19 protein-coding genes are annotated in these 20,866 nt (G+C 72.8%); 6 read left to right on the forward strand and 13 right to left on the reverse strand.

Annotation, left to right across the window (positions count from 1 at the left end; all coding sequences use genetic code 11):
* Positions 1–21: 21 nt before the first annotated feature.
* Positions 22–993 (reverse strand): phosphotransferase family protein, encoded by a 972-nt coding sequence (locus ACFY3C_RS00545; protein WP_390769133.1) that lies wholly within the window; start codon positions 991–993, stop codon positions 22–24.
* Positions 994–1,015: 22 nt separating this feature from the next.
* A complete protein-coding gene (locus tag ACFY3C_RS00550) occupies positions 1,016–4,231 on the reverse strand; it encodes a cytochrome P450 (RefSeq protein WP_390769134.1) in 3,216 nt (1,071 codons plus the stop codon).
* Between the two features lie 205 nt (positions 4,232–4,436).
* Here ACFY3C_RS00550 and ACFY3C_RS00555 point away from each other — a divergent pair, with 205 nt between their 5' ends.
* From ACFY3C_RS00555 to ACFY3C_RS00575, 5 genes are all read left to right on the forward strand, one after another.
* The gene (locus tag ACFY3C_RS00555; protein ID WP_390769135.1) at positions 4,437–5,081 is read left to right on the forward strand and encodes a PAS domain-containing protein; all 645 of its coding nucleotides are present in this window, start codon (positions 4,437–4,439) and stop codon (positions 5,079–5,081) included.
* 112 nt (positions 5,082–5,193) lie between these two features.
* Positions 5,194–5,688: an FBP domain-containing protein gene (locus ACFY3C_RS00560; protein WP_390769136.1), complete on the forward strand. Its 495-nt coding sequence runs from the start codon at positions 5,194–5,196 to the stop codon at positions 5,686–5,688.
* Between the two features lie 115 nt (positions 5,689–5,803).
* Complete coding sequence (locus ACFY3C_RS00565) at positions 5,804–7,057, forward strand: aromatic acid exporter family protein (RefSeq protein ID WP_390769137.1); 1,254 nt, start codon at positions 5,804–5,806, stop codon at positions 7,055–7,057.
* A gap of 47 nt (positions 7,058–7,104) precedes the next feature.
* On the forward strand, positions 7,105–8,178 hold the full coding sequence (locus tag ACFY3C_RS00570) for a hypothetical protein (RefSeq protein WP_390769138.1): 1,074 nt from the start codon (positions 7,105–7,107) through the stop codon (positions 8,176–8,178).
* Positions 8,179–8,388: 210 nt separating this feature from the next.
* The gene (locus ACFY3C_RS00575; RefSeq protein WP_390769139.1) at positions 8,389–9,540 is read left to right on the forward strand and encodes a lactonase family protein; all 1,152 of its coding nucleotides are present in this window, start codon (positions 8,389–8,391) and stop codon (positions 9,538–9,540) included.
* A 90-nt stretch (positions 9,541–9,630) separates the two neighbouring features.
* Here the strand turns inward: ACFY3C_RS00575 and ACFY3C_RS00580 are convergent, their stop codons facing one another.
* Positions 9,631–10,362 carry a DUF2470 domain-containing protein gene (locus ACFY3C_RS00580; protein ID WP_390769140.1) on the reverse strand — a complete coding sequence of 244 codons (732 nt, stop codon included), beginning with the start codon at positions 10,360–10,362 and terminating at the stop codon, positions 9,631–9,633.
* A gap of 81 nt (positions 10,363–10,443) precedes the next feature.
* Complete coding sequence (locus tag ACFY3C_RS00585; protein WP_386578001.1) at positions 10,444–11,049, reverse strand: TetR/AcrR family transcriptional regulator; 606 nt, start codon at positions 11,047–11,049, stop codon at positions 10,444–10,446.
* A gap of 120 nt (positions 11,050–11,169) precedes the next feature.
* Between ACFY3C_RS00585 and ACFY3C_RS00590 the strand changes: the two genes are divergently transcribed.
* Entirely contained in the window at positions 11,170–12,699 is a 1,530-nt protein-coding gene (locus tag ACFY3C_RS00590) for a cytochrome P450 (protein WP_390769141.1), read from the forward strand.
* On the opposite strand, the gene ACFY3C_RS00595 is transcribed toward ACFY3C_RS00590, so the two are convergent.
* The 9 genes from ACFY3C_RS00595 to rhaS all read right to left on the reverse strand — a co-directional run bounded on the left by ACFY3C_RS00595 (position 12,661) and on the right by rhaS (position 20,849).
* Complete coding sequence (locus ACFY3C_RS00595; RefSeq protein ID WP_390769142.1) at positions 12,661–13,539, reverse strand: pentapeptide repeat-containing protein; 879 nt, start codon at positions 13,537–13,539, stop codon at positions 12,661–12,663. The genes ACFY3C_RS00590 and ACFY3C_RS00595 overlap by 39 nt on opposite strands.
* Positions 13,540–13,588: 49 nt before the next feature.
* Positions 13,589–14,482 (reverse strand): RNA polymerase sigma factor SigJ, encoded by an 894-nt coding sequence (gene sigJ, locus ACFY3C_RS00600; RefSeq protein ID WP_390769143.1) that lies wholly within the window; start codon positions 14,480–14,482, stop codon positions 13,589–13,591.
* A 34-nt stretch (positions 14,483–14,516) separates the two neighbouring features.
* Positions 14,517–15,260 (reverse strand): PIG-L deacetylase family protein, encoded by a 744-nt coding sequence (locus ACFY3C_RS00605; protein WP_386577997.1) that lies wholly within the window; start codon positions 15,258–15,260, stop codon positions 14,517–14,519.
* A gap of 42 nt (positions 15,261–15,302) precedes the next feature.
* Positions 15,303–15,491 (reverse strand): hypothetical protein, encoded by a 189-nt coding sequence (locus ACFY3C_RS00610; protein ID WP_390769144.1) that lies wholly within the window; start codon positions 15,489–15,491, stop codon positions 15,303–15,305.
* Positions 15,492–15,497: 6 nt separating this feature from the next.
* Entirely contained in the window at positions 15,498–16,799 is a 1,302-nt protein-coding gene (locus ACFY3C_RS00615) for an alpha/beta fold hydrolase (protein WP_390769145.1), read from the reverse strand.
* Between the two features lie 98 nt (positions 16,800–16,897).
* Positions 16,898–17,923 carry a LacI family DNA-binding transcriptional regulator gene (locus ACFY3C_RS00620; RefSeq protein ID WP_386577994.1) on the reverse strand — a complete coding sequence of 342 codons (1,026 nt, stop codon included), beginning with the start codon at positions 17,921–17,923 and terminating at the stop codon, positions 16,898–16,900.
* A gap of 78 nt (positions 17,924–18,001) precedes the next feature.
* Complete coding sequence (locus ACFY3C_RS00625; protein WP_390769146.1) at positions 18,002–19,414, reverse strand: BNR repeat-containing protein; 1,413 nt, start codon at positions 19,412–19,414, stop codon at positions 18,002–18,004.
* Positions 19,414–19,752 carry an L-rhamnose mutarotase gene (locus ACFY3C_RS00630; protein WP_390769147.1) on the reverse strand — a complete coding sequence of 113 codons (339 nt, stop codon included), beginning with the start codon at positions 19,750–19,752 and terminating at the stop codon, positions 19,414–19,416. The genes ACFY3C_RS00625 and ACFY3C_RS00630 overlap by 1 nt, the downstream gene beginning before the upstream one ends.
* Before the next feature lie 17 nt (positions 19,753–19,769).
* The gene (rhaS, locus tag ACFY3C_RS00635; protein ID WP_390769148.1) at positions 19,770–20,849 is read right to left on the reverse strand and encodes a rhamnose ABC transporter substrate-binding protein; all 1,080 of its coding nucleotides are present in this window, start codon (positions 20,847–20,849) and stop codon (positions 19,770–19,772) included.
* Positions 20,850–20,866 lie beyond the last annotated feature (17 nt).

A 20,866-nucleotide genomic window follows, 5' to 3' on the forward strand; every position in this document is an offset into this window, starting at 1 on the left:
ACCCTTATTTCATGTGCTGAGCTAAGCGCAGGCCGTCTTGATCTCATCCAGCGCGGCGACGAGTTCCGGGGCGACGGCCTCCTGGGCCCAGCGGGCGTGGCCCTCGTCGACCGCCCGTGGGACCGTCTCGACCAGCATGATCAGGTAGAGGTAGGCGCGGTAGAGGGCGAGCCGGAGGCGTTCCGCGCGCCCGAGCGCGGCGCGGCCGCCGGCCTGCCGGTAGCCCGCGAGGAAGGCCTCGTCCTTCTCGATGTCGTCCAGCAGGGCGAGGGAGACGAAGTCGGCGAGGGGATCGCCCCAGAACATGCGCTCGCCGTCGATCAGGCCGCCGACGCGGGGGCCGTCGGGTGTGCGCTCGACGAGGATGTTGCCCGGCCACAGATCGAAGTGGACCGGGCGCGGGACGGTGACCTCGTCCAGGGTGTCGTACGCGGCCCGGGCGGTACGGGCCACCTCGTCGACGGGTCGGGGCAGCCGGGCCCGGTAGCGGCGGGCGTCGTCCAGGACCGCGTCGAACATCGTGGTGAACGCCGTCCGCCAGGCGGGGGCGAGCGGGCCGAGGGCACCGGACGGGTAGCCGAAGCCGGGCCCGGTCACCCGGTGCAGGCGGGCGACCTGCCGACCCAACTCCCCACGGAGGACGGCTCGCTCGGCGTCGGTGAGGGAGTCGTCCCAGGGGGTGCCGGGACAGGCGGTCTGCAGCAGATGCCGTACCTCGCGGCCGTCGTCGGCGTGGAGCGTGCGGGGCGCGGGGACGCCGGCTTCTTCGGCCGCGCGGCTGAACACCGCCTCGGAGTGCAGCAGCCGGGCCTCGTGGCGCAGGCCCGGTGCCGTCGGCGCGGCCTTCAGGACGCAGCGGGTGCCGTCGGTGAGCCGCAGTTCCTCGACGGTGTTGTAGGTGCCGCCGCTCAGCGGGCGCACTCCGGCCAGCCGGCCGGGTTCGATGCCCGCCGCGGTCAGGACCCGCCGGGCCCGCTCCTCCGGCTCCCCCATCGCGCGCCCCCTTCCCACGGCGTCAGCCCGCCGCGTACACGTCCTCGACGTAACGCCCGTCCGCCATCAGCGAGTCGAGCCACCGCCCGGCGGCCGCCTCGTCGGCGCCGGGAGTCCGTTCCCGGTACAGGGTACGGAACGCCTCGCGAACTCCTGGTGCCATGCGGGAGCCGTCGCCGCAGACATGGACCCGGGCTCCTGCGGTGAGCAGTTCCCAGACCTCGTCGGCCTCGGCGGCGATGCGGTGCTGCACGAACAGGGCGCCGTTCTCCGGGGCGGCGCTGAAGGCCGGGCGGAGGCGGACGGCTCCGGCGGCCTCGGCGGCGCGGAGTTCACCGGCGTGCAGGAAGTCGGCGTCGGGGGCGTCGCAGCCGAAGTAGAGCAATGCCGGGAGGAGTTCGGTGCCGGCGGCACGGGCCGCGGTGCGGTCGGCGACGGCTGCGCGGAACGGGGCGAGTCCGGTGCCCGCGGCGATCATCACGACCGGTGCGCTGCCGTCGGTCCGGAACACCTCCCGGCAGGGCTGCACGCGGGCGTACACGGTGTCGCCGGGCCGCAGGGCGGCGAGGTGCCCGGAGCCGGTGCCCCGGTATCGGCCCTTGCCCATGGGGGTCCCCCCGCTCGAGCGCAGCCGAGAGTGGGGGAGGGCGGGGGCGTCCAGCACGGAGACCATCAGGTCGGCGTGGCGCGGGTCGGCCGCCGGGGAGGAGGAGATGGAGTAGTGGCGCGGGCGCAGCGGGGTCAGCAGGTCGAGGAGGCGCGGCCAGTCCAGGGCGCCGCGCAGGGCGGGGTGGTCCTCGGCGATCTCCACCAGGGTGCGCGGGTCCTCGCCGGTCAGGGCCGCGAGGGCGGCGCTCTCGGGCGGGCAGGGGGTGGCCTCGGCGAGCAGGGCCAGCCGGCGTGCGGTCGGCCGCTCCTGCAACTCGACGTGGTGCGTGAGCAGTTGGCGTGCGGTGAGCGGGCGGTCCACGGCGAGGCCGTCGCGGCGCGGGCGGGTGGCCCGGATGTCCAGGACGGCGTCGAGGTCGACGCCGAGCGCGGCGGCGGCGCGCTCCACGAGGCCGGGGGCATTGGCGGGGAGCACGGTCAGGTGGTCGGCGGTGCGGTAGGCGACGCCGTCGGGCAGGGCGACGCGCAGGAACCGCTTGGTGCGCGGATGTCCCGGCGCGGTGAGGTCGTACGCCTCGGTGACGGTCATGGGGACCAGCCCGTGCCGCTCGGCCACGGCGTCCAGCGGGCCACCGGTGACGGTGCGGACCTCGTACGCCGTTGCGGGCTCCTCCTCGGTGCCGGTGACGGCGTCCGGGTCGCCGTACTCCTGGAGCAGGGCGGTGCGCAGCCGGGCGGTGAAGTCGCGGACGGTGCCGCTCAGGTCGCCGGAGGCGTCGGCGGCGGCGCGGTCGGTCAGCCGGGTGGCGCCGAGTTCGGCGAAGCGGGCGTCGATGCGGGTGGGGACGTGCTGGTAGGTGGCGGCCCAGTTGCGGTCGCCGACGCCGAGGACGGCGTAGGTCACGCCGGTGAGGTCGGGGGTGCGGTCGGGCCAGGCGGTGAAGGCGGTCGCGTCGTCGGTGGGGCGGCCGTTGTAGGAGGCGGCGGTGATGACGACGGGCCGGTCGGTGGGCAGGCCGTCCGCGTACTCGTCCAGGGCGGCGACCTCGGTGGCACAGCCGACGGCGGCGGCCTCGTCGGCGAGCTGGGCGGCGAAGGCACGGCAGGTGCCGTAGTTGCTGCCGTGCAGGAAGAGGGCGCCCGTGCCGGGCCGGACCCGGGCCGGGAGGGTGTCCGGGGCCGGGCTCGGTGCGCCGGCAGCGGCCGCGGCACCGGGCAGCGGAGCGTGGACGCGATCGGCGTCGGTGCGCGGGGTCAGGGTGAGGGTGAAGCCCTCGGGCTTGAGGGTGAGGGTCTCCTTCACCGTGAGCGCGTAGTCGGCGTGGTCGTGCAGCCGGTAGCGGTGGACCAGCATGGCCAGCAGCATGGTCGCCTCGTGCAGCGCGAACTGCCGTCCGATGCAGGCGCGTTCACCGGTGCCGAAAGGCTTGAAGGCGTGCACCGGGCGAGCCGCCTCGGCCTCGGGGGTGAACCGCTCCGGGTCGAACAGCTCCGGGTTGTCGCCCCACACGGGCTGCCGGTGCAGCATCGGGGCGAGGACGGTGACGGCCTGTCCGGCGCGCATCGGGATCCGGCCGCCGAGCAGGGTGTCCTCGCGGGCGTGCCGGCTGAACGCGGCGGCCGTCGGCCACAGCCGCAGCGCCTCGTTGAGGACCTGGCGGGTGTAGGTGAGGCGGCCGATGTCGTCGTACGTCGGCTCGGGGTCCGGGGCGCTGCCCCACAGCGCGTCGGCCTCGCGCTGGACGAGCCGGAGCGCGGCCGGGTGCTTGGCGAGGTAGTACAGGGCGAAGGACATCGCGCCGGAGGTGGTCTCGTGCCCGGCGATCAGGAAGGTGATGACCTGGTTGCGGATGTTGGTCGGGTCCAGGGTGGTGCCGTCGGCCGGGTGCGGGGCGCTGAGCATCAGCCCGAGGAGGTCGTCGGCCGCTCTCTGGTCGGTGCCGGTGCGGGAGGCGATGACGTCGTCCACGACCTGGGCGAGGTGGTCGGCGTCGGCACGGAAGGCGGCGTCGGCCGCCGTCCGGTCCTGGCCCGGGGTGCGGGCGAGCCGGGTCATGGCCCACTCCAGGCAGCGCACCATCGACTCCACGAAGGGGTGCGGCTCGGCCCGCTCGAAGGAGCCGAAGTCGTAGCCGAATCCGGCCAGTCCGATGGTGTCGAGGGTCATGCGGGTCATGTCGTCGGGAACGTTCACCGGCTGCCCGCCGTGCGCGGCCCGGTCCCAGGAGTCGATGAGCCGGCGGGCCACCCTCAGCATCACCGGGTGGTAGGTCCGCATCGAGCCGAGCGCGAAGGCGGGCATGAGGATGTCGTGCGCCCTGGCCCAGTTGGGCTCGTCGTTGTAGGCGGTGAACAGGCCGTCGGCGGTGAAGGCGCGCACGTTCTCCAGCGCGGGCCCGACGTGCTTGGCGAACCGCTCCTCGTCGGCCAGGTCCGCGACCAGGTCGGCGTCGGCGACGAACATCACGTCACGCCCGTACAGCCGGCGTAGCAGCACCGGACCGTGGGCGCGCATCAGCTCCATGACCTGCTGAATGGGGGTACGGCCGGGCCCGGTGGCGGTGATGTCCACGACGGGGACGCCGGGCAGGGTACCGGCGGTCTCGGGGTGCAGTGCGGTGGGGGGCATGGCGCGACAACTGCCTTTCGCGGTACGGGGAGTACTGCGTTCCAGGGTGGTCGACCGACACCGGGCGCACGGGCCACGTCACTACACGATCGTGCAGTGAAAAAGTCGGTACGGGGGCTTGCGCGACGACCGGGCGTTTGCCGCTGACCTGGCTGTTCCTCTTGGATGGGCGGGACTTGGACGGGCGGGACGTCGGGAGGTGCGGATGGACCTGGGCCGGACGGAGGCCGTGGTGTGGCGCAACCGTGCGCTGACCCTCTTCGACCGGGTCTCCGTACCGGTCGCGGTCTGCGATGTGCAAGGCCGGGTCCGACTCGCCAACCCGGCGATGGCCGCCGAGTGCGGTACGACACCGGGGCGGCTGCGGGGCCGGGACGTGCTGGAGCTGTTCCGGCCGCAGGAGGCCACGCAGGTCGACCGGATCGCCGAGGCGCTGCGGCTGCGGCACCGGTCGCGCTACCAGGTGTCGGTGTGCTGGCGCTCCCCCGGCGGCGCCGAGCGGTACGGCGACCTGACGGCGGACCCGGTGAGCGACACCGTGGACGAGACGCCCGCCCTGCTGGTGATGTTGCGGGTCCAGGGCGAGCGCGAGGCCCATAGCGAGCCGGAGCCGCCGCCGGTCACCCCGGTGGAGGGCCAAGTGCTGGCGCTCCTGGCCGGGGGCGCCGCCACGACCCGGGCTGCGCGTGAGCTGGGCCTGAGCAAGGACGGCGTCACCTACCACCTGCGCCGTCTGTCGGCCCGCTGGAGCGCCTCCAACCGCACCGAACTGGTCGCCCGCGCCTACGCCCTCGGGGTGCTCTCGCCGGGGGTGTGGCCGCCGGAGGCGAGGGTCGCCGAGGCGGAGTAGGGCGTGACACCGGCGGCCCGGAAAACCATTCGCCCACCCTCCCATTGGCTGCCTAGGCTAGCCATGAACCTAGACCCTCTAGGTTCATGGCATCGAACCCGGAAGGCCTCCCATGAAGTCCCTCACCGAGCAGGACATCCGCAACTCGTTCATCAACTGCTCCAAGGGCGACGCCAAGCGCCTGGCGGTCCCGCGTGACCTCGGTGAACAGCCGTGGGAAGACCTGGACTTCCTCGGGTGGCGGGATCCCGGGGCGCCCGACCGCAGTTATCTGGTCACCGAGCGGGAGGGCAGGCTCGTGGGTGTCGCGATGCGCTACCCGGCCTCGCGGCGCGGCTTCCTGCACCGCAGCATGTGTTCGGTGTGCCTGACCACGCATCCCGGCGGCGGGGTGTCGCTGATGACCGCCCGGAAGGCGGGCGCGGCGGGACGTGAGGGCAACTCCGTCGGGGTGTACATGTGCACGGACCTGGCGTGCTCGCTGTACGTGCGCGGGAAGAAGGTGCCGGAGTCCGGGAGCCGGTTCGAGGAGAGCCTGACCCTGGAGGAGCAGATCGCCCGTACGACGGGCAACCTGTCCGCCTTCGTCGACAAGCTCTTCGTCTGACGCCCCCCGCACATCTTCCCTTGACCGGCGAGATCAATGTAGAAGTCGTTGCGGACAGATCCGGTCCTCGACCGATCACGTTCGATCCGCCTCCGGAATGGGAACAGGCCAAGGGATGCACGACGAACGCAAGTGGAGCGAGCCACTCCTGCGCCTGGTGGGACGCCGCGGAGAACCGGTGGTCGTCCAGACGCTGCGGTCGGCCGCAGCAGCCACGATCGCCTACGTCATCGCGCTGCGCCTGAGCCCCGAGCCGGCCCCGCTGACCGCACCCCTGACCGCCCTGCTGGTCGTCCAGGTCACCTTCTACGCCACGCTCACCAACGGCATCCGCCGGGTGAACTCGGTGGTGGCCGGGGTGCTGGTCGCCATCGCCTTCAGCCTGCTGGTGGGGCTGACCTGGTGGAGCCTCGCGCTGCTCATCGTGGCCTCGCTGGCCGTGGGGCACCTGGTGCGCGTCGACGAGTACGTGGCCGAGGTGGCGATCAGCGCCATGCTGGTGCTCGGGGTCACCACGGTCGGCTTCACCGCCTGGGCGCGGATCGTGGAGACGCTGATCGGCGCGGTCGTCGGCATGGCCTGCAACCTGCTGCTCCCACCCCCGGTCTGGGTGGACGAGGCGGGCCGGTCGATCGATGGTCTGGCACGCCGGGTACGGCAGTTGATGCTGCGGATGGGCGAGGAGGCAGCGGGCCGCACCCCCTGGGAGCAGGCGGCCGAGCGGCTGCACGAAGCGCGCCGGCTGGACCACGACATCGTCCAGGTGGACGCGGCGCTGCGGCAGGCCGAGGACAGCCTGCGGCTCAATCCGCGCGTCAAGGAGGGCCTGCTGCACCGGGTGGTGCTGCGCACCGGACTGGACACACTGGAGATCTGCACGGTCGTGCTGCGGGTGCTGGCCCGCACCTTCACGGACCTGGCGAAGACCCGCGGCTCCGAGGAACTGTTCCCGCCCCGGGTCGGGGCGACCGTGGAACAGCTGCTGTCCGAGATCGGCGACGCCGTGGTCAGCTTCGCGGTGCTGGTGACCACCCACCTGAGCGAGAACGCCGAATCGGCTGAGGCGCGCCTGGCGGCCGAGCTGACCACGGCGGCCGCCACCCGCGACCGGCTCGCCGAGCTGCTCGGCGAGGAGATCCGCGAGGACTCGACCAACTGGCACCTGATGGGCGCCGTGCTGACCGAGGTGAACCGGATCATCGACGAACTCGACACCGAGCACCGCGCCCGCCGCCTGCTCGAGGAGCTGGACCGGGTGTCCCGGGAACACCGGGCCAAGCTGCCCAGGATGAACCGGCTGCGCGAGCGCCTCGGCGTCCAGGAGGAGCTGTGGCGGAACCGGACGGGGGTCAGCGGGCGTTCTCGGTGAGGGAGCGCCGGGGCGGGGCCGGCACCGAAAGGCGAGGGAGCGGGCCTATGGCCGACACCGGGGTACGGATCGACGGGAACACGCTGCGGCTGCCCGGCGGGGTGGCGGTGCGGTTCATCCGCACGCTGCGGCTGCCGGAGACGGGCACGCATCCGCTGCCGCCGGGGCTCGGCGAGTTCCCGGTCAGGCGGGTGTCCGACTACGCCGACCGGGTCCCCGAGGAGTGGCGGGCGCGCGGCGGCGTGATGCTGCCGGTGTATCTGCGCGAGGCGATGTGGCTGAGTTTCGCCGGTACGAAGGAGCCGGCCGCCCTCCAGGTCGGCGTGGGCAAGGTGTGCGCCGTCTCCGGCAAGCCGTGGCGCGACCGGCTCTCCCGTGACCCGCAGAACTACGTGGTGCTGCCCCGCCAGCCCTGGCTGGACGGCATCAACTCGGGCAAGGGGACGGTCCGCCAGTTCGTCGCCGTACCGCTCGGTCTCGGTGCGACCGTGGAGGGGCAGGTCACGGGCGAGGAGGTGTGGGGCGGCGTACAGCTGCAGTCGTTCCCGCTGACGGACGAGGCCCTGGGTGAGTGGCGGCGCCAGGAGCGGGAGCGGGAGCGGAAGGCGCGGGCGGCCGCGAAGTTCCGCGGTTACGGCGCGCCGCTCCCCATGGCCGCCGCCGCACCCGGCGGGCCCCTGCCGCCTCCCTCCGGCCCGGCCGCGCCCGGCGGGCCGGCCACCGCGCCCCCGCGGCGCGCGGCGGCCATGGGCCTCGGGGTCGGAGGCTCGATGCGCCAGGAGGTCTACGCGGACGACCGGCCGCTGACGGACTGGGCCGGGACACCCTCCGGGCGGGTGTTCGTCCACCTGGTCACGCCCCCGGAGTGGCGCCGCATCACGGGCGAGGCACCGCCGCCGTCACCGGTGGACCGGGCGGCCTACACAAGCGCGGGGCTGCCCTGGTTCGACTACTACGACGAGGACGCCGAGGATCTCGCTCCCACCGAGACCCTGGAGGGCGTCAAGCCGGTCGGCGACTGGCTCGGGGACGATCTGGACCCCTGGCAGAAGCCGCACCCGGGCCAGGTGACACCGCTGAAGGACGCGCCGGGCAAGCCGGTCGAGGACGGGGAGTGGTAGCCCGACAGCCATTGCATCCTGCGCAACGCCCGTTGCCGTTCTTGCCTTTGCCGGTGGATCCACGCCAAGGTGACTGTCACGAGCGGGGCAACCGATGACCTGAGGTGCGGGATGGACAGGGACGCGCGGGCGACGCGACGGGGATCCCCCCTGCTCGGGCGAAGCCGAGAGCAGGGGGGCAGCTGGACCAGGCGCCGGTTCGTCGGAGTGGTGGCGGGCACGGCCGCCGTGGTGGCGGTGCCCGCGCCGGCGGCCCCGCCGGCGGCCGGCGCACCGCCCGCAGCCAAGGGACCGGCGACCCGGCCGGCGGATCGGCTGCCCCGGAAGGACCCCCGCCCCCACCCGCTCTACCTCGGCACCTACACCTCCGTCGAGGGTGGCGGCACCGGAATCGGACTGGCCACCTACGACCCGGCGTCCGGCCGGATCACCGGCACGGGGACGATCACCTCAGTGCCCGACCCGTCCTATCTGGCGCTGCATCCGGACGGCCGCACGCTGTACGCGGTCGACGAGCGCCAGGACGGCGCGGTCACCGCCGTACGCGTCGCCGACCGGCGGATCCTCGGCAGCCGGAGCACCGGCGGGGCGAGCCCCTGCCATCTGTCGGTCCACCCGGGCGGCCGCTGGCTGCTGAGCGCCAACTACGGGTCGGGCAGCGTCGCCGTGCACCCCATCGACTCCTCGGGCGCCCTCGGCGAGCGCACAGAGCTGGTCACGCACTCGACGCCGCCACCGGGCCCGGGCCAACAGGGCCCGCACGCACACCAGTTCATCACCGGTCCGGACGGCGCTCACGTCCTCGCCGTCGACCTCGGCACCGACACCGTCTACACCTACCGCCTCGACCAGGCGAAGGGCACGCTCACCGAGGCGTCCCAGGCGCGCGCCCGGCCGGGCGCGGGCCCGCGCCATCTGACCTTCCATCCCGGCGGCCGGTACGCCTACCTGGCCAACGAGGTGGACGACACCGTCTCCGTCTGCGCCTACGACCCGGCCACCGGGCGCCTGACCGTCGGCGACCCGCAGCCCACGGGCTCGGACTCCGACACCAACTACCCGGCGCAGATCCTGGTGACCGCGAACGGCTCGTACGCCTTCCTCGCCAACCGCGGCCACAACAGCATCGCGCGCTACGCCGTCGAGGCGGACGGCGCCCGGCTGCGGCTGCTCGGCACGGTGCCGGTGGCCGGGGACTTCCCCCGCCAGATCGCCTTCTCTCCGGACGGCCGACTGCTGTTCGCGGCGAACCAGCGCTCCGGCACGGTCAGCGTCTTCCACGTGGACGCCAAGAGCGGCGAACTGCGCCTGACGGGCGAGCCGTTCGCGTCACCGGTCGCTGTCTGCGCGTTGCCGTTGTAGCGCTACCGAAGGAACGCACCGCAACCAGCCGGCGTCCCCCACGCGGCCACCGAACGGCGCGAACTGCCCCTCATGCGCCCGCCGTTCGCCTCACCTGTCACCCTCCGCACGCTGCCGCAGGAGCGCACGCGGGCAGGCCGCGGCGCTCGCCTGGGCCAGTAGTGCATGCATGCGTTCGGTGAACTGGGTGACGTCGTCGGCAGGCGTGTGGAACGTCAGGCGTACGTCGCCGTGGGCGCGGGTGCGTTCGATGCGCAGGGTGAGGCCGTGCCGGTCGACGGCGAGGGGCGTCACCCGGGTCGCGGCGTGCAGGCTCTCGGGCCGCACGAGCCGGGTGAGCCGTTCGACGGCGTCCGGGTGGGCGTCGGCGAGGTGGGTCAGCAGCCCGGCCTCGGCGAGTGCCAGCGGGTCGGGCCGGGCGGCGGCGAACTCGTCGAGGTCGACGAGCACGGCACCGGACGGCTGCCACAGCACCACCCGCGTGGGCCGGAAGAGCAGCGAGCCGTCGCCACCGGCGGGGGCGAACCAGCCGGCCAGCCACAGCCTGGCGCGGATGCGCTGCCGTACCGGGACGGGGGCCACGTCGGCGAACTCCAGCACGGCCGACGGTTCCCCGCGCGGGGAGCAGAACGCGGCCGCTAGCAGGGCGCTGTCCTCGGGCACGTCGAGCAGCACCCCGCCGTCCTCGGTCACGGAGTGCGCGCCGACGTACTCCTCGCGGGCACCGTCCGCGGTCACCCCGCACGACCACGCGGCGGCGAGCACCGACCGCGCCCGCTCCGCCGCGCCTGGTCCGGCCGCCCAGTCCTGCGTGTCACCCATCCCGAGACCTCCTTAGGTAAGCCTTGCCTAACCTACCGAAGATCCGGGCGCGCGCCAACCACGCCCGGCAAAGACGGGGATTTACGCGAGGACCCCCAGCAGGGCGCGCGCACACAGGTCGCGCACCTGGTCCCGGGTCAGCCCGCCGTCGCGCAGCCACTCCAGGCAGACGGCCGTGGTGAAGGCGAGCCAGCCGCGCACGGCCAGGCGCACGTGCGGGGCGCTGTCGAGGACGGGACCGAACTCGGGGTCCGCGGCCAGCGCGGCGAGTATCTGCTGCTCCTGGGCGGCGAGGGCCCGCTGGTAGACGCGGCGCACGGCCTGGTCGCCGGCCGCGTCGGCGCGGTGGAAGGCACGGAAGCCGTGGGCGTGGGCCTCGACGTAGCCGAGATAGGTGTCGAGGCCGGCGGCCAGCTGCTCGCGCACGGGCACCCCGGGGACCGCCGCCGTCATGCGCAGCATCCGCTCGCTCTCGCGCTCCACGACCGCGGCGAAGAAGTCCCGCTTGGTCGGGAAGTAGTGGTACAGCAGCCCGCGGGAGACTCCGGCGATCTCGGCGACCTGCTCGATCCACACGTCGTCGTAGGGGCTCTCCGAGAACAGCCTCGCGCCGACCGACAACAGCTGCTCACGGCGTTCCTCGGTGCTGAGTCTGCGCCGGGCTCGCTCCCCCTGGTTCGCGGGCATGGCGTCACTTTACTTGACGCGAGTTCAACAAGCGGACCACACTGAAAACGTTATTGAACTCACGTACAACACGCGCGCGTCACAGGTTCGACCATCCGCTGGATCAAGGGAGATCGCGTCATGGCGGGGACGAGGGAGACCGGGCTGCCCAAGGGGTTCCGGGGCGCCGAGCAGGGCTGGCCGGAGCTGCACCGCATCCCGCATCCGCCGCGCCGGCTGCCGCTGGCCGGCGATGTGCTGGGCGTCGACCGGCGCCGGCCCGTGCAGGACTCGATGCGCTTCGGGCGGGAACTGGGCCCGATCTTCCGGCGCCGGGCCTTCGGGAACGAGTTCGTGTTCCTGTGGGGCTCACGCCTGGTCGCCGATCTCGCCGACGAGTCCCGGTTCGCCAAGCATGTGGGCCTCGGGATCGCCAATCTGCGCCCGGTCGCCGGCGACGGCCTGTTCACGGCGTACAACCACGAGCCGAACTGGCAGCTGGCCCACGACGTCCTCGCGCCCGGCTTCACCCGGGAGGCCATGGAGGGCTACCACGGCATGATGCTGGCGGTCGCCGAGCGGCTGACCGGTCACTGGGACCGGGAGCTGGCGGCCGGGCGGGCGGTGGACGTGCCCGGCGACATGACCAAGCTGACCCTGGAGACGATCTCGCGCACCGGGTTCGGGCACGACTTCGGCTCCTTCGAGCGGGACCGGCCGCACCCCTTCGTGTCGGCGATGGTGGGCACGCTCACCTATGCCCAGCGGCTGAACAGCGTGCCCGTGCCGCTGGCACCGCTGCTGCTGCGCGGTGCCTCCCGGCGCAACGCGGCCGACATCGCCCATCTCGACCGCACGGTCGACGAATTGGTGGCGGCCCGGCGCCGCTCGGGCGGCGGGGACGGGGACCTGCTGGACCGCATGCTGGCGACGGCCCACCCCGAGACCGGGGAGCGATTGTCGGCGGAGAACGTCCGCAAGCAGGTGATCACGTTCCTGGTGGCGGGCCACGAGACCACCTCGGGCGCGCTCTCCTTCGCCCTGTACTACCTGGCCCGGCACCCGGAGGTCGCCGCCCGGGCCCGCGCCGAGGTGGACCGCGTCTGGGGCGACACCCCGGAGCCCGGCTACGACCAGGTCGCCAAGCTGCGCTACGTCCGCCGGGTGCTGGACGAGTCGCTGCGGCTGTGGCCGACCGCGCCCGGCTACGCCCGGGAGGCCCGGCAGGACACGGTGCTGGCCGGGGAGCATCCGATGCGGCGCGGCGCCTGGGCGCTGGTGCTGCTGCCGATGCTGCACCGCGACCCGGAGGTGTGGGGCGAGGACCCCGAGCGGTTCGACCCGGACCGGTTCGACGCCGCCGCCGTGCGCGCCCGTCCGCCGCACACCTTCAAGCCGTTCGGGACCGGCGCGCGGGCCTGTATCGGCCGCCAGTTCGCCCTGCACGAGGCGACCCTCGTCCTCGGGCTGCTGCTGCGCCGCTACGAGCTGCGGCCGGACCCGGACTACCGGCTCCGGGTCACCGAGCGTCTGACGCTGATGCCGGAGGGCCTGCGGATGCACCTGGAGCGCCGCACCGCCCCCGTGCCCGCGGCGGCCACACCGGTCACGGTCCCGGACGACGGCTCGGGGTCAGCCGGCCGCTGCCCAGTGCACGGGGCGGGTGAGTGACTCCGGCAGCCTGGTGCCGGCGCTGCCCCGGGCTGCGTTCAGCTGTGGCTGGGTGAGGAAGAAGGCGCCGGTGAGGTCCGCGTCGGTCAGGTCGGCGTCGCGCAGGTCGGCGCCGATCATGTCGGCTCCGCGCAGGTCGGCTCCGGTGAGGTCGGCGGCGATGAGGTAGGCACCGCGCAGGCTGGCACCGCGCAGGTCGGCGCCGCTGAGCCGGGCCCCGATGAGATCGGCGCCCCGCCGGTCCTTCCCCTTTCCCTTCCCCTTGCCCTTCTTGCCGTTGATCCCCTTGCCGCCCTTGCCGTCGGTGACGCTCGCTCGGACCAGTTCGCTGGTGCGGAGCAGGAGCACGTTGACCTCCTGCCGGTGTGCGGCCACGTCCAGCGCGGCCAGCTCCTCGGGGGTCTGCCGGGTGAGCCGCTCGGTCTGCTCCAGCGCCCTGCGCAGATCGGCGTGGACGGGCCGGGCGGCGTCGAGGCCCAGTGCCTCGGTCAGGTACCAGAGCAGTTCGTGCAGCCGGCGCACGACCGGGAACACGTCGAACATCCGACGGGCGTGCTCCTTCGAGCCCGTACGCCAGTCCTGCCCGCCGAAGGTGAGCTGCGAGACCTTCTGCCCCGCGCCGAAGCAGTCGTAGACCGTGCAGCCGGTGAAGCCCGTGTTCCGCAGGTCCGCGTGGATGCCGCAGCGGTGGTCGCCCCGGAGGTTGGGGCAGGGTTTGCCCGCGGGCTTGTCGAGGGCGAAGTCCGCGGAGGCGGCGAAGGGCAGGGCGACGCAGCACAGCCCGAAGCACTGGGCGCAGTCGCCGCGCAGGGCGGAGGGGTCGGTGGTCTGATCCGGCATACCGTCCAGCCTACTGACCTGCGGAACTGTCCTGACCACGGCGGTCGGGTCACCCCTCCAGCACGGGCAGGTCCAGCGCGGCGATGCGGTCGGGGTCGGCGAGGATGTACAGGCCGGTGATCCGTCCGTCGACGATCGTGAACGCCGTGACCGACACGGGCCGTCCCTCGGGCGCGGTGACCAGGCCCACCGCGCCGTTGACCAGCACCGGGCGGGCGTACACCGCCAACTGGGAGAACATCGAGGCCTGTTCGGCGACCGTCCGCGCCCCGTGCACGGCCTTGGACGCGGCCGCTCCGCGCACCAGGGCGCCGGCGTCGGCGCGCAGCGTCGCGTCCGGGTGGAGCAGGGCGAGCAGCGCGTCGAAGTCGCCGCCGCGCGAGGCGGCCAGCCAGGCGTCGACCACCTGCCGCTGCCGGCCGAGATCCGGGTCGACCGCGGGGGTCGCCCCCTGCACCCGGCGGCGGGCCCGGCTGGCCAGCTGCCGGGTGGCGGCCGGGGTGCGCTCCACGATCGCGGCGATGTCGTCGAAGGGCACGGCGAACATGTCGTGCAGGACGAACGCCAGCCGCTCGGCCGGGTCCAGGGTCTCCAGGACGACGAGCAGGGCGAGCCCGACCGAATCCGCCTCCAGCACCTCCGCCTCCGGATCCACCTGGGACAGCGGACGGACCATCGGGTCGGGGACGAACGTGTCGTCGATCGGCTCCTCGCGGCGGGCGGTGCGCGAGCGCAGCATGTCCAGGCAGACCCGGCCGACGACCGTGGTCAGCCAGCCGCCGAGGTTCCTGATCTCGTCCGTGTCGCTGCGGCCGAGCCGCAGCCACGCCTCCTGGACCGCGTCCTCCGCCTCGGCGAGCGAGCCGAGCATCCGGTAGGCCACCGCGCGCAGTTGCCCGCGGTGCTCCTCGAAGCGGTCGGCGAGGAGGTCGGTGCCGTTCATGGGGTCCCCGTTCGGTGGTGGTTCGTCATCTCGGCTATCGGTGGAACAGTTCGAAGGCCACCGCCGGCTTCCCGCCGAAGCGTTCCCCGGTGGCGGTGGTCGTCTCGGTCAGGAAGTCGCGGACGTAAGTCTCCGGGTCCTGTTCGGTCAACGCCTCTATGTAGGTGCGGTGTTCCAGCAGGGAGCCCACCGCGCGCTCCAGGCCGACCGTAGCGTCCACTGCGTGCGTGGGGCTGCTGGAACCGGCGACGGCCACCCAGCGGACCCCGTTCCAGGGCTCCAGTCCCTGCTCGGCGAGTTCCGGGAAGATCCAGCGGTTCCCGGCGTCCGCGGCCGCGTCCAGCGTGGCGCGGCCCACGGCGACGTGATCCGGGGTGTTCCAGGCGACACCGCCCCACGTGTCGCGGTGGTTGAGGGTGATGACGAGTTCGGGGCGGTGGCGGCGGATCGCGGCGGCTATGTCGCGGCGCAGCGCGGGGCCGTACTCGATGACGCCGTCCCGGTGGCCGAGGAACTCCACGGCGGTGACGCCGACGACGGCCGCGCTCGCCCGCTGCTCGCGCTCGCGCAGCGGACCGCAGGCGGCGGGGTCGAGTGTGTCGATGCCCGCCTCGCCGCGGCTGGCCAGGACATAGGCGACCTCGCGGCCCGCATCGGTCCAGGCGGCGACCGCGGCCGAGCACCCGTACTCCAGGTCGTCGGGGTGCGCGACGACGGCGAGGGCGCGCTGCCAGTCATCGGGCAGGGGCCGGAGCTGGGTGATCTTCGGCTCGCTCATGGCCGCAGACTATGCGGCCGGGCCCGTGTCGCAACTCCTTTTTCAGCGTGGGTTTCTCGCGGGCGGTACGACGGCGGTGTGCGGGGTGGCGGAGGCGCCCCCGGCGCTCAGCAGGACGGACACGGAGGCCGGGCCGAGGCCCAGTGCGGTACGGCGTTCTTCGGCGCCCTCCCCGGTGAGCGCCGCCCGGACACCGGCCAGGGCCCTCGGGGAAGGCGCGTCGTGCCGCACCCTGCCTCACACCTCGTCGCGGGTCAGCGCGAGCAGCCGGTCCAGGACCCGGGGCGCTCCGGCACGCAGGCCGTCGTGCTCGAACTCGTCGGTCACCCAGGTGCGCAGGCCGCGGACGGCGCGGGCGGTCCGCAGGGAGTGGGCGGTGTCCACGTACATGTCGTCGTGGTAGATCGCCGCGGCGACCGGAACCTCGTTGGCGGCGAGGCGGGCGGGGTCGTACAGCGGCTCCCACTCGGTGCGGGCGGCGAGCAGCTCGGCGGTCTCGCGCAGCGGGCGCAGGGCCGGGTCGGTGTCGAACATCCAGGGGTGGACCGTCTCGCCCGTGAACAGCACCGGGGCGTCGCCGGCGATCGCCTTGGCCGCGTCGAACTGCGGGAACTCCGTGCGGACCCGCTCGGCGGCCCAGGCGGTGGGCCGGGCGTCCTGGCCGTAGATCGCCTCGTGGACGAGCGCGTACAGCGGGTGCCCCGCATACGACAGCAGGCCCTGGACCGCTTCCTGGAAGGCGTCGGACAGGTCGAAGCCGCCGGGAGTGCGGACGAAGGCGTCCTCCAGGAGGTAGTGCAGCCGGTGGCTGCCGTCGCTCGCGCCGAGCATCAGGCCCAGGGACTGGAACGCCTCCACGGTGAGGCGGTAGCCGCCCGGCAGCACGACGTCGTGGGTGAGGAGGTGGTCGGCGATGCGACGGGCCCGCTCCACGTCCTGGGGGTAACGGGCGTAGTGCGCGGCGACCTTGCGTTCGATGCGCGGGTAGGCGGCCCGGTAGACGTCGTCGGCGTGGGCGTCGAGGGAGGGCAGTCCGCCGGTGATGACGGCGGTGCTGAGCCCCTCGGGGGCCAGGGAGAGGTACGACACCGTGCAGAAGCCGCCGAAGCTCTGGCCGAGCACGGTCCAGGGGGCGCCGCCCGTCACCTCGGTGCGGATGGCCTCGCAGTCGCGGACGATCGAGTCGGCGCGGAAGCGGGTGAGGTAGCCGGCCTGCTCGGCGGGGCCGCCGCGCAGCGGGAGCGTCTGCCGGGTGGCGGGTGTGGAGCGGCCGGTGCCGCGCTGGTCGAGCAGGAGGACGCGGTAGTCCTTGAGGGCGCGGTCGAGCCAGGCCTGCCGTCCGATGAAACGGTTCGCCCCGAAGCCGGGCCCGCCCTGCAGATACAGCAGCCAGGGCAGGTCCTGGCCCGCCTTGTCACTGGCGACGGCCTCCCGGGCGTACAGCTCGATGGTCTCGCCGTCGGGGTCGCCGTGGTCGAGGGGCACGGTGAAGTGACGGTCGGTGAGGACGACGCCGGGCTGGCGGTAACTGATGCTCAACGGGTCTCCCGGGACGGATGGGTCGGACGCGTCCCAGTTCAGCACATGGACGGCGGTGAGCCGAGCCCCGGGATCATGGTTCGTTACTGAACTTCCGGTCAGCGGGCGGCCAGGCTGGAGCGGCGCACCACCAGCTCCGGCTGGAGCACCACGCGCCGGTGCTCATGGGCGCCGACTCCGCCCTCGGTCTCGGCCTCCTCCAGCAGCAGCTCGGCGGCCAGGGCGCCCATGGTGACGGCCGGCTGCCGTACGGAGGTCAGCGGTACGGCGGCCGCGGCGGCGAACTCGATGTCGTCGTAGCCGACGATCGCGAGGTCGTCCGGAACGGTGACGCCCGCCGCGTACATGGCCTGCAGGACACCGAGCGCGAGCAGGTCGTTGGCGCAGAAGACGGCGGTGGGGCGGTCGGCGAGGCCGAGCAGGCGGGCGCCCGCGTCCCGGCCGGCGGCCACGTCGAGCCGCTCGGTGGGCAGCTCGCGCAGCGCGTCCGGGCCGAGTCCGGCCTCGGCGAGGGCGTTCAGCGCGCCGGTGCGGCGGTCGCGGACCTGGTTGAGTCCGGGCGGGCCGCTGACGTAGGCGATGGAGCGGTGCCCGGCGTCGACCAGGTGGCGGACGGCGAGGGCGCCGCCCGCCACGTCGTCCACGGAGACCGAGCACTCGGTGGTGCCCTCGGCGACCCGGTCGACCAGCACGAACGGGATGCCGTGCCGGCGGAAGGCCGCGATGTTGCGGCCGGTGGCGTCGGCCGGGGTGAGCAGCACCCCGCGCACCCGCTGCTCGGCGAAGAGGGAGAGGTACTCGGCCTCCTCGGCCGCGTCCTGCGCGCTGTTGCAGACCATCACGCCGACCCCGGCCTCGCGCGCGGCCCGCTCGGCCCCGCGTGCGACGTCCACGAAGAAGGGGTTGCCCATGTCGAGGACGAGCAGGCCCATGATCCGGCTGCGGCCCGCGCGCAGCTGGCGCGCGGACTCGCTGCGGACGTAGCCGAGCCGGTCGATCGCGGACAGCACCCGGGCCCGGGTCTCGCTGGCGACGGTGTCCGGGCGGTTGATGACGTTCGACACCGTGCCCACCGACACTCCGGCGGCGCGGGCGACGTCCTTGATACCCACCGACTGGGCCATCGGGCGGGGACCTCCAGGGAAACGAGGGGCGGCGGGAAGGCCTTCACATTACCGTCATCGCCGCCCAGAACAGACCGGTCATGCGGGGAGTGCGAAGTCCACGACATGCAGGGGCGAGGGGGTGGTGCCGCTCGACTTCTCCTGGTACATGAAGGACAGCACGTTGTCCGCCCGCACGCGCATTTCGTCGATCACGACCTCTCCGAACGCGTTCAGGTCGCCGCCGTCGTACAGCAGCGCCCAGTCCGTGTACCCGGAGGACTTGGAGGCGCCGGCGATCCGGCCGTACGGGAAGATCGCGTAGGCGTTGTCGTACCTGTCCAGGACCAGTTTGGTGCGCTGGCTGGAGTTCAGCGCGACGGGGATCTCGGTCTTCTGCCAGCTGCCGGAAGAGTTCTTGCGCAGGTGGAAGGCGCGGCCGTGCGCGGTGCGGTCGGCGACGTAGTTCGTGGTGCACTGGCCGAAGCGGCCGGGGACGTAGCTGATGATCGCGTGCGGCAGGCCGGCCGAGTCGGTGGCCTGGCTCTCCTGGTTCATCAGGGAGTGGTCCGGGTTCAGGGAGTCGACGACGAGCCCGGCATCGCCCACGGCGACCGTGTCCGAGGTGCCGGTGGTGCCCACGACCGTGCCCGCGTCGTTGCGCCAGGTGCGGCCGCGGTCGGTGGAGTGGACATAGCCGGTGTCGTGGTTGGTGATGCCGCCGCTGTTGCACATCACGGCGGCGTTCTGTTCGCGCCAGGTGAAGAAGGCGTGCAGCCGGCCGCTCGTGTCGTAGTCGATGCCGTGCAGGTACATGTTGCGGGCGGTGCCGGAGCCGTGCGAGCCGGCGTAGGTGCCGGTGGAGCTGGTCCACTCCCCCAGCGCGGTCCAGGACGAACCGTCGTACTCGGCAAGGGCGTTACGGCCGTTGCCGGAGATGCCGACCCGGTAGCTGAGCTGGAGCCTGCCCTCGGGCGTGGAGACGAACTGGGGGTAGGTGAACTGCGAGGCGAGCGCGAGCCCGTCGAGGGTCGTCCGTACGGCACCGAAGACGGACGAGGTCCAGGACGTGGACGCGGGGTTGTCGAGGAGTCCGGCGACGGACTTGACGTAGAAGAAGCCGTCGCTGTGGGAGTCCATGGTGAGGTGGAGGCGGCCGTCGGTCTTCGAGACGCCCATGGAGATGACGTTGTGGGAGTCGTCGCTCTTGAGGGTGTGGGACAGGGTGACGGTCGACCAGGTGGAGCCGCCGAGGACCCGGCGGGCGACGACGGCGTTGCGGGTCGAGGTGTACCAGGCGGCGTACTGGTGGCCCTTGTAGGTCAGCAGGCCGTTCTTCTGGAAGGAGTTGTTGTTGACCAGGCCGTCGTAGGACACGAAGTAGAGGGCCTGGCCGTCGAGTCGGGTGGTGCCCTTCTTGGTGACGGACGGGCCGGGGTCGGCCGCCTTCGCGGTGCCGGGGGCCGCGACGGCGGCCAGGAGGGCGGTCGCCGGCACGGTGCGTCTTCTCATCAGCAAGGCTCCAGGGGTCGGGCCAGGTGGAACACTTCGGTGAGCGGTTTCATGGCCTCGTCGGGCCGGGCGCCGTCCAACGACTCGAAGAACGGCGCCATCTCCGCCTGCCAGCGGGCGTTGATGTCGGTGGCCTCCATGCCGGCCTGGGCTGCGGCGAAGTCCTCGGTCTCCAGGTAACCGACGAGCAGGCCGTCCTCGCGCAGGAAGAGCGAGTAGTTGTGCCAGCCGGTCGCCCGCAGAGCGTCGAGCATCTCCGGCCACACGGCGGCGTGCCGCTCGCGGTACTCGTCGAGCCGGTCCGCCCGGACCTTCAGCAGGAAGCACACGCGCTGCATCAACAGCCCCTCGGTCACTAGAAGTTGAACCGGTCGATGTTCTTGGCGTCGAACACGGTCGGCTTGCCGAGGTTGATCACGCCGTCCTTGCCGATGGTGTACGTCGTGTCGCCGGCCTTGAAGGTCTCGCCCTCCTTGCCGGTGATCTGCCCGGACGCCAGGGCGACGGCGGTGCGGGCGGCGAGGTCGCCGAGCCCCGCCGGGTCCCACAGCTCGAAGGCGTCGACGGTGCCGTTCTTGACGTACTTGCGCATGTCATTGGGGGTGCCGAGGCCGGTCAGCTTGACCTTGCCCTTGTACTTGGAGCCGGACAGGTACTGCGCGGCCGCCTTGATGCCGACGGTGGTCGGGGAGATGATCCCCTTCAGGTTCGGGTGCTCCTGGAGCAGGCCCTGGGTCTGCTGGAAGGACTGCTGGGCGTCGTCGTTGCCGTAAGCGATCTTGACCAGCGTGATGTTCTTGTACTTGGGATCCTTCAGCTCGTCCTTCATGTAGCCGATCCAGGTGTTCTGGTTCGTCGCGGTCTGCGCGGCCGACAGGACCGCGATCTCGCCCTTGTACCCGATCTGCTCGGCCAGCAACTGCACCTCGGTACGGCCCAGGTCCTCGGCGGACGCCTGCGAGACGAAGGCGTTGCGGCAGCCGGGGTTGGTGTCGGAGTCGTAGGTGACGACCTTGATGTCGTTGCTCATGGCCTGCTTGAGCGCGGTGCACAGCGCCCCCGGGTCCTGCGCGGACACGGCGATCGCGTTCACCTGCTGCTGGGTGAGGGTGTTGACATAACTCACCTGCCCGGCGGTGTCGGTGGCGCTGCTCGGGCCCACCTCCTTGTACTTGGAGCCCAGTTCGGCGAGGGCCTTCTCGCCGCCCTTGTCGGAGGTGGTGAAGTACGGGTTGTTGACCTGCTTGGGCAGGAAGCCCACGGTCAGCCCCTTCTTGGTGGCCGCGTTCGGATCGGCCTTGCCGGCGGAGGCGGCCGAGGTGTTCTCCGACTTGACGTCGTTCTTGGTGGTGCCGCCGCAGGCGGTGAGGGCGAGGGCGAGGGAGGTGGCCGCGGCGAGGGTGGCGCCGGAGCGGCGAAGGGATGACTTGCGCATGGCGACGGTCCTTTACG

The organism is Streptomyces sp. NPDC001410 (genome assembly GCF_042895235.1).
GTDB lineage: Bacteria > Actinomycetota > Actinomycetes > Streptomycetales > Streptomycetaceae > Streptomyces.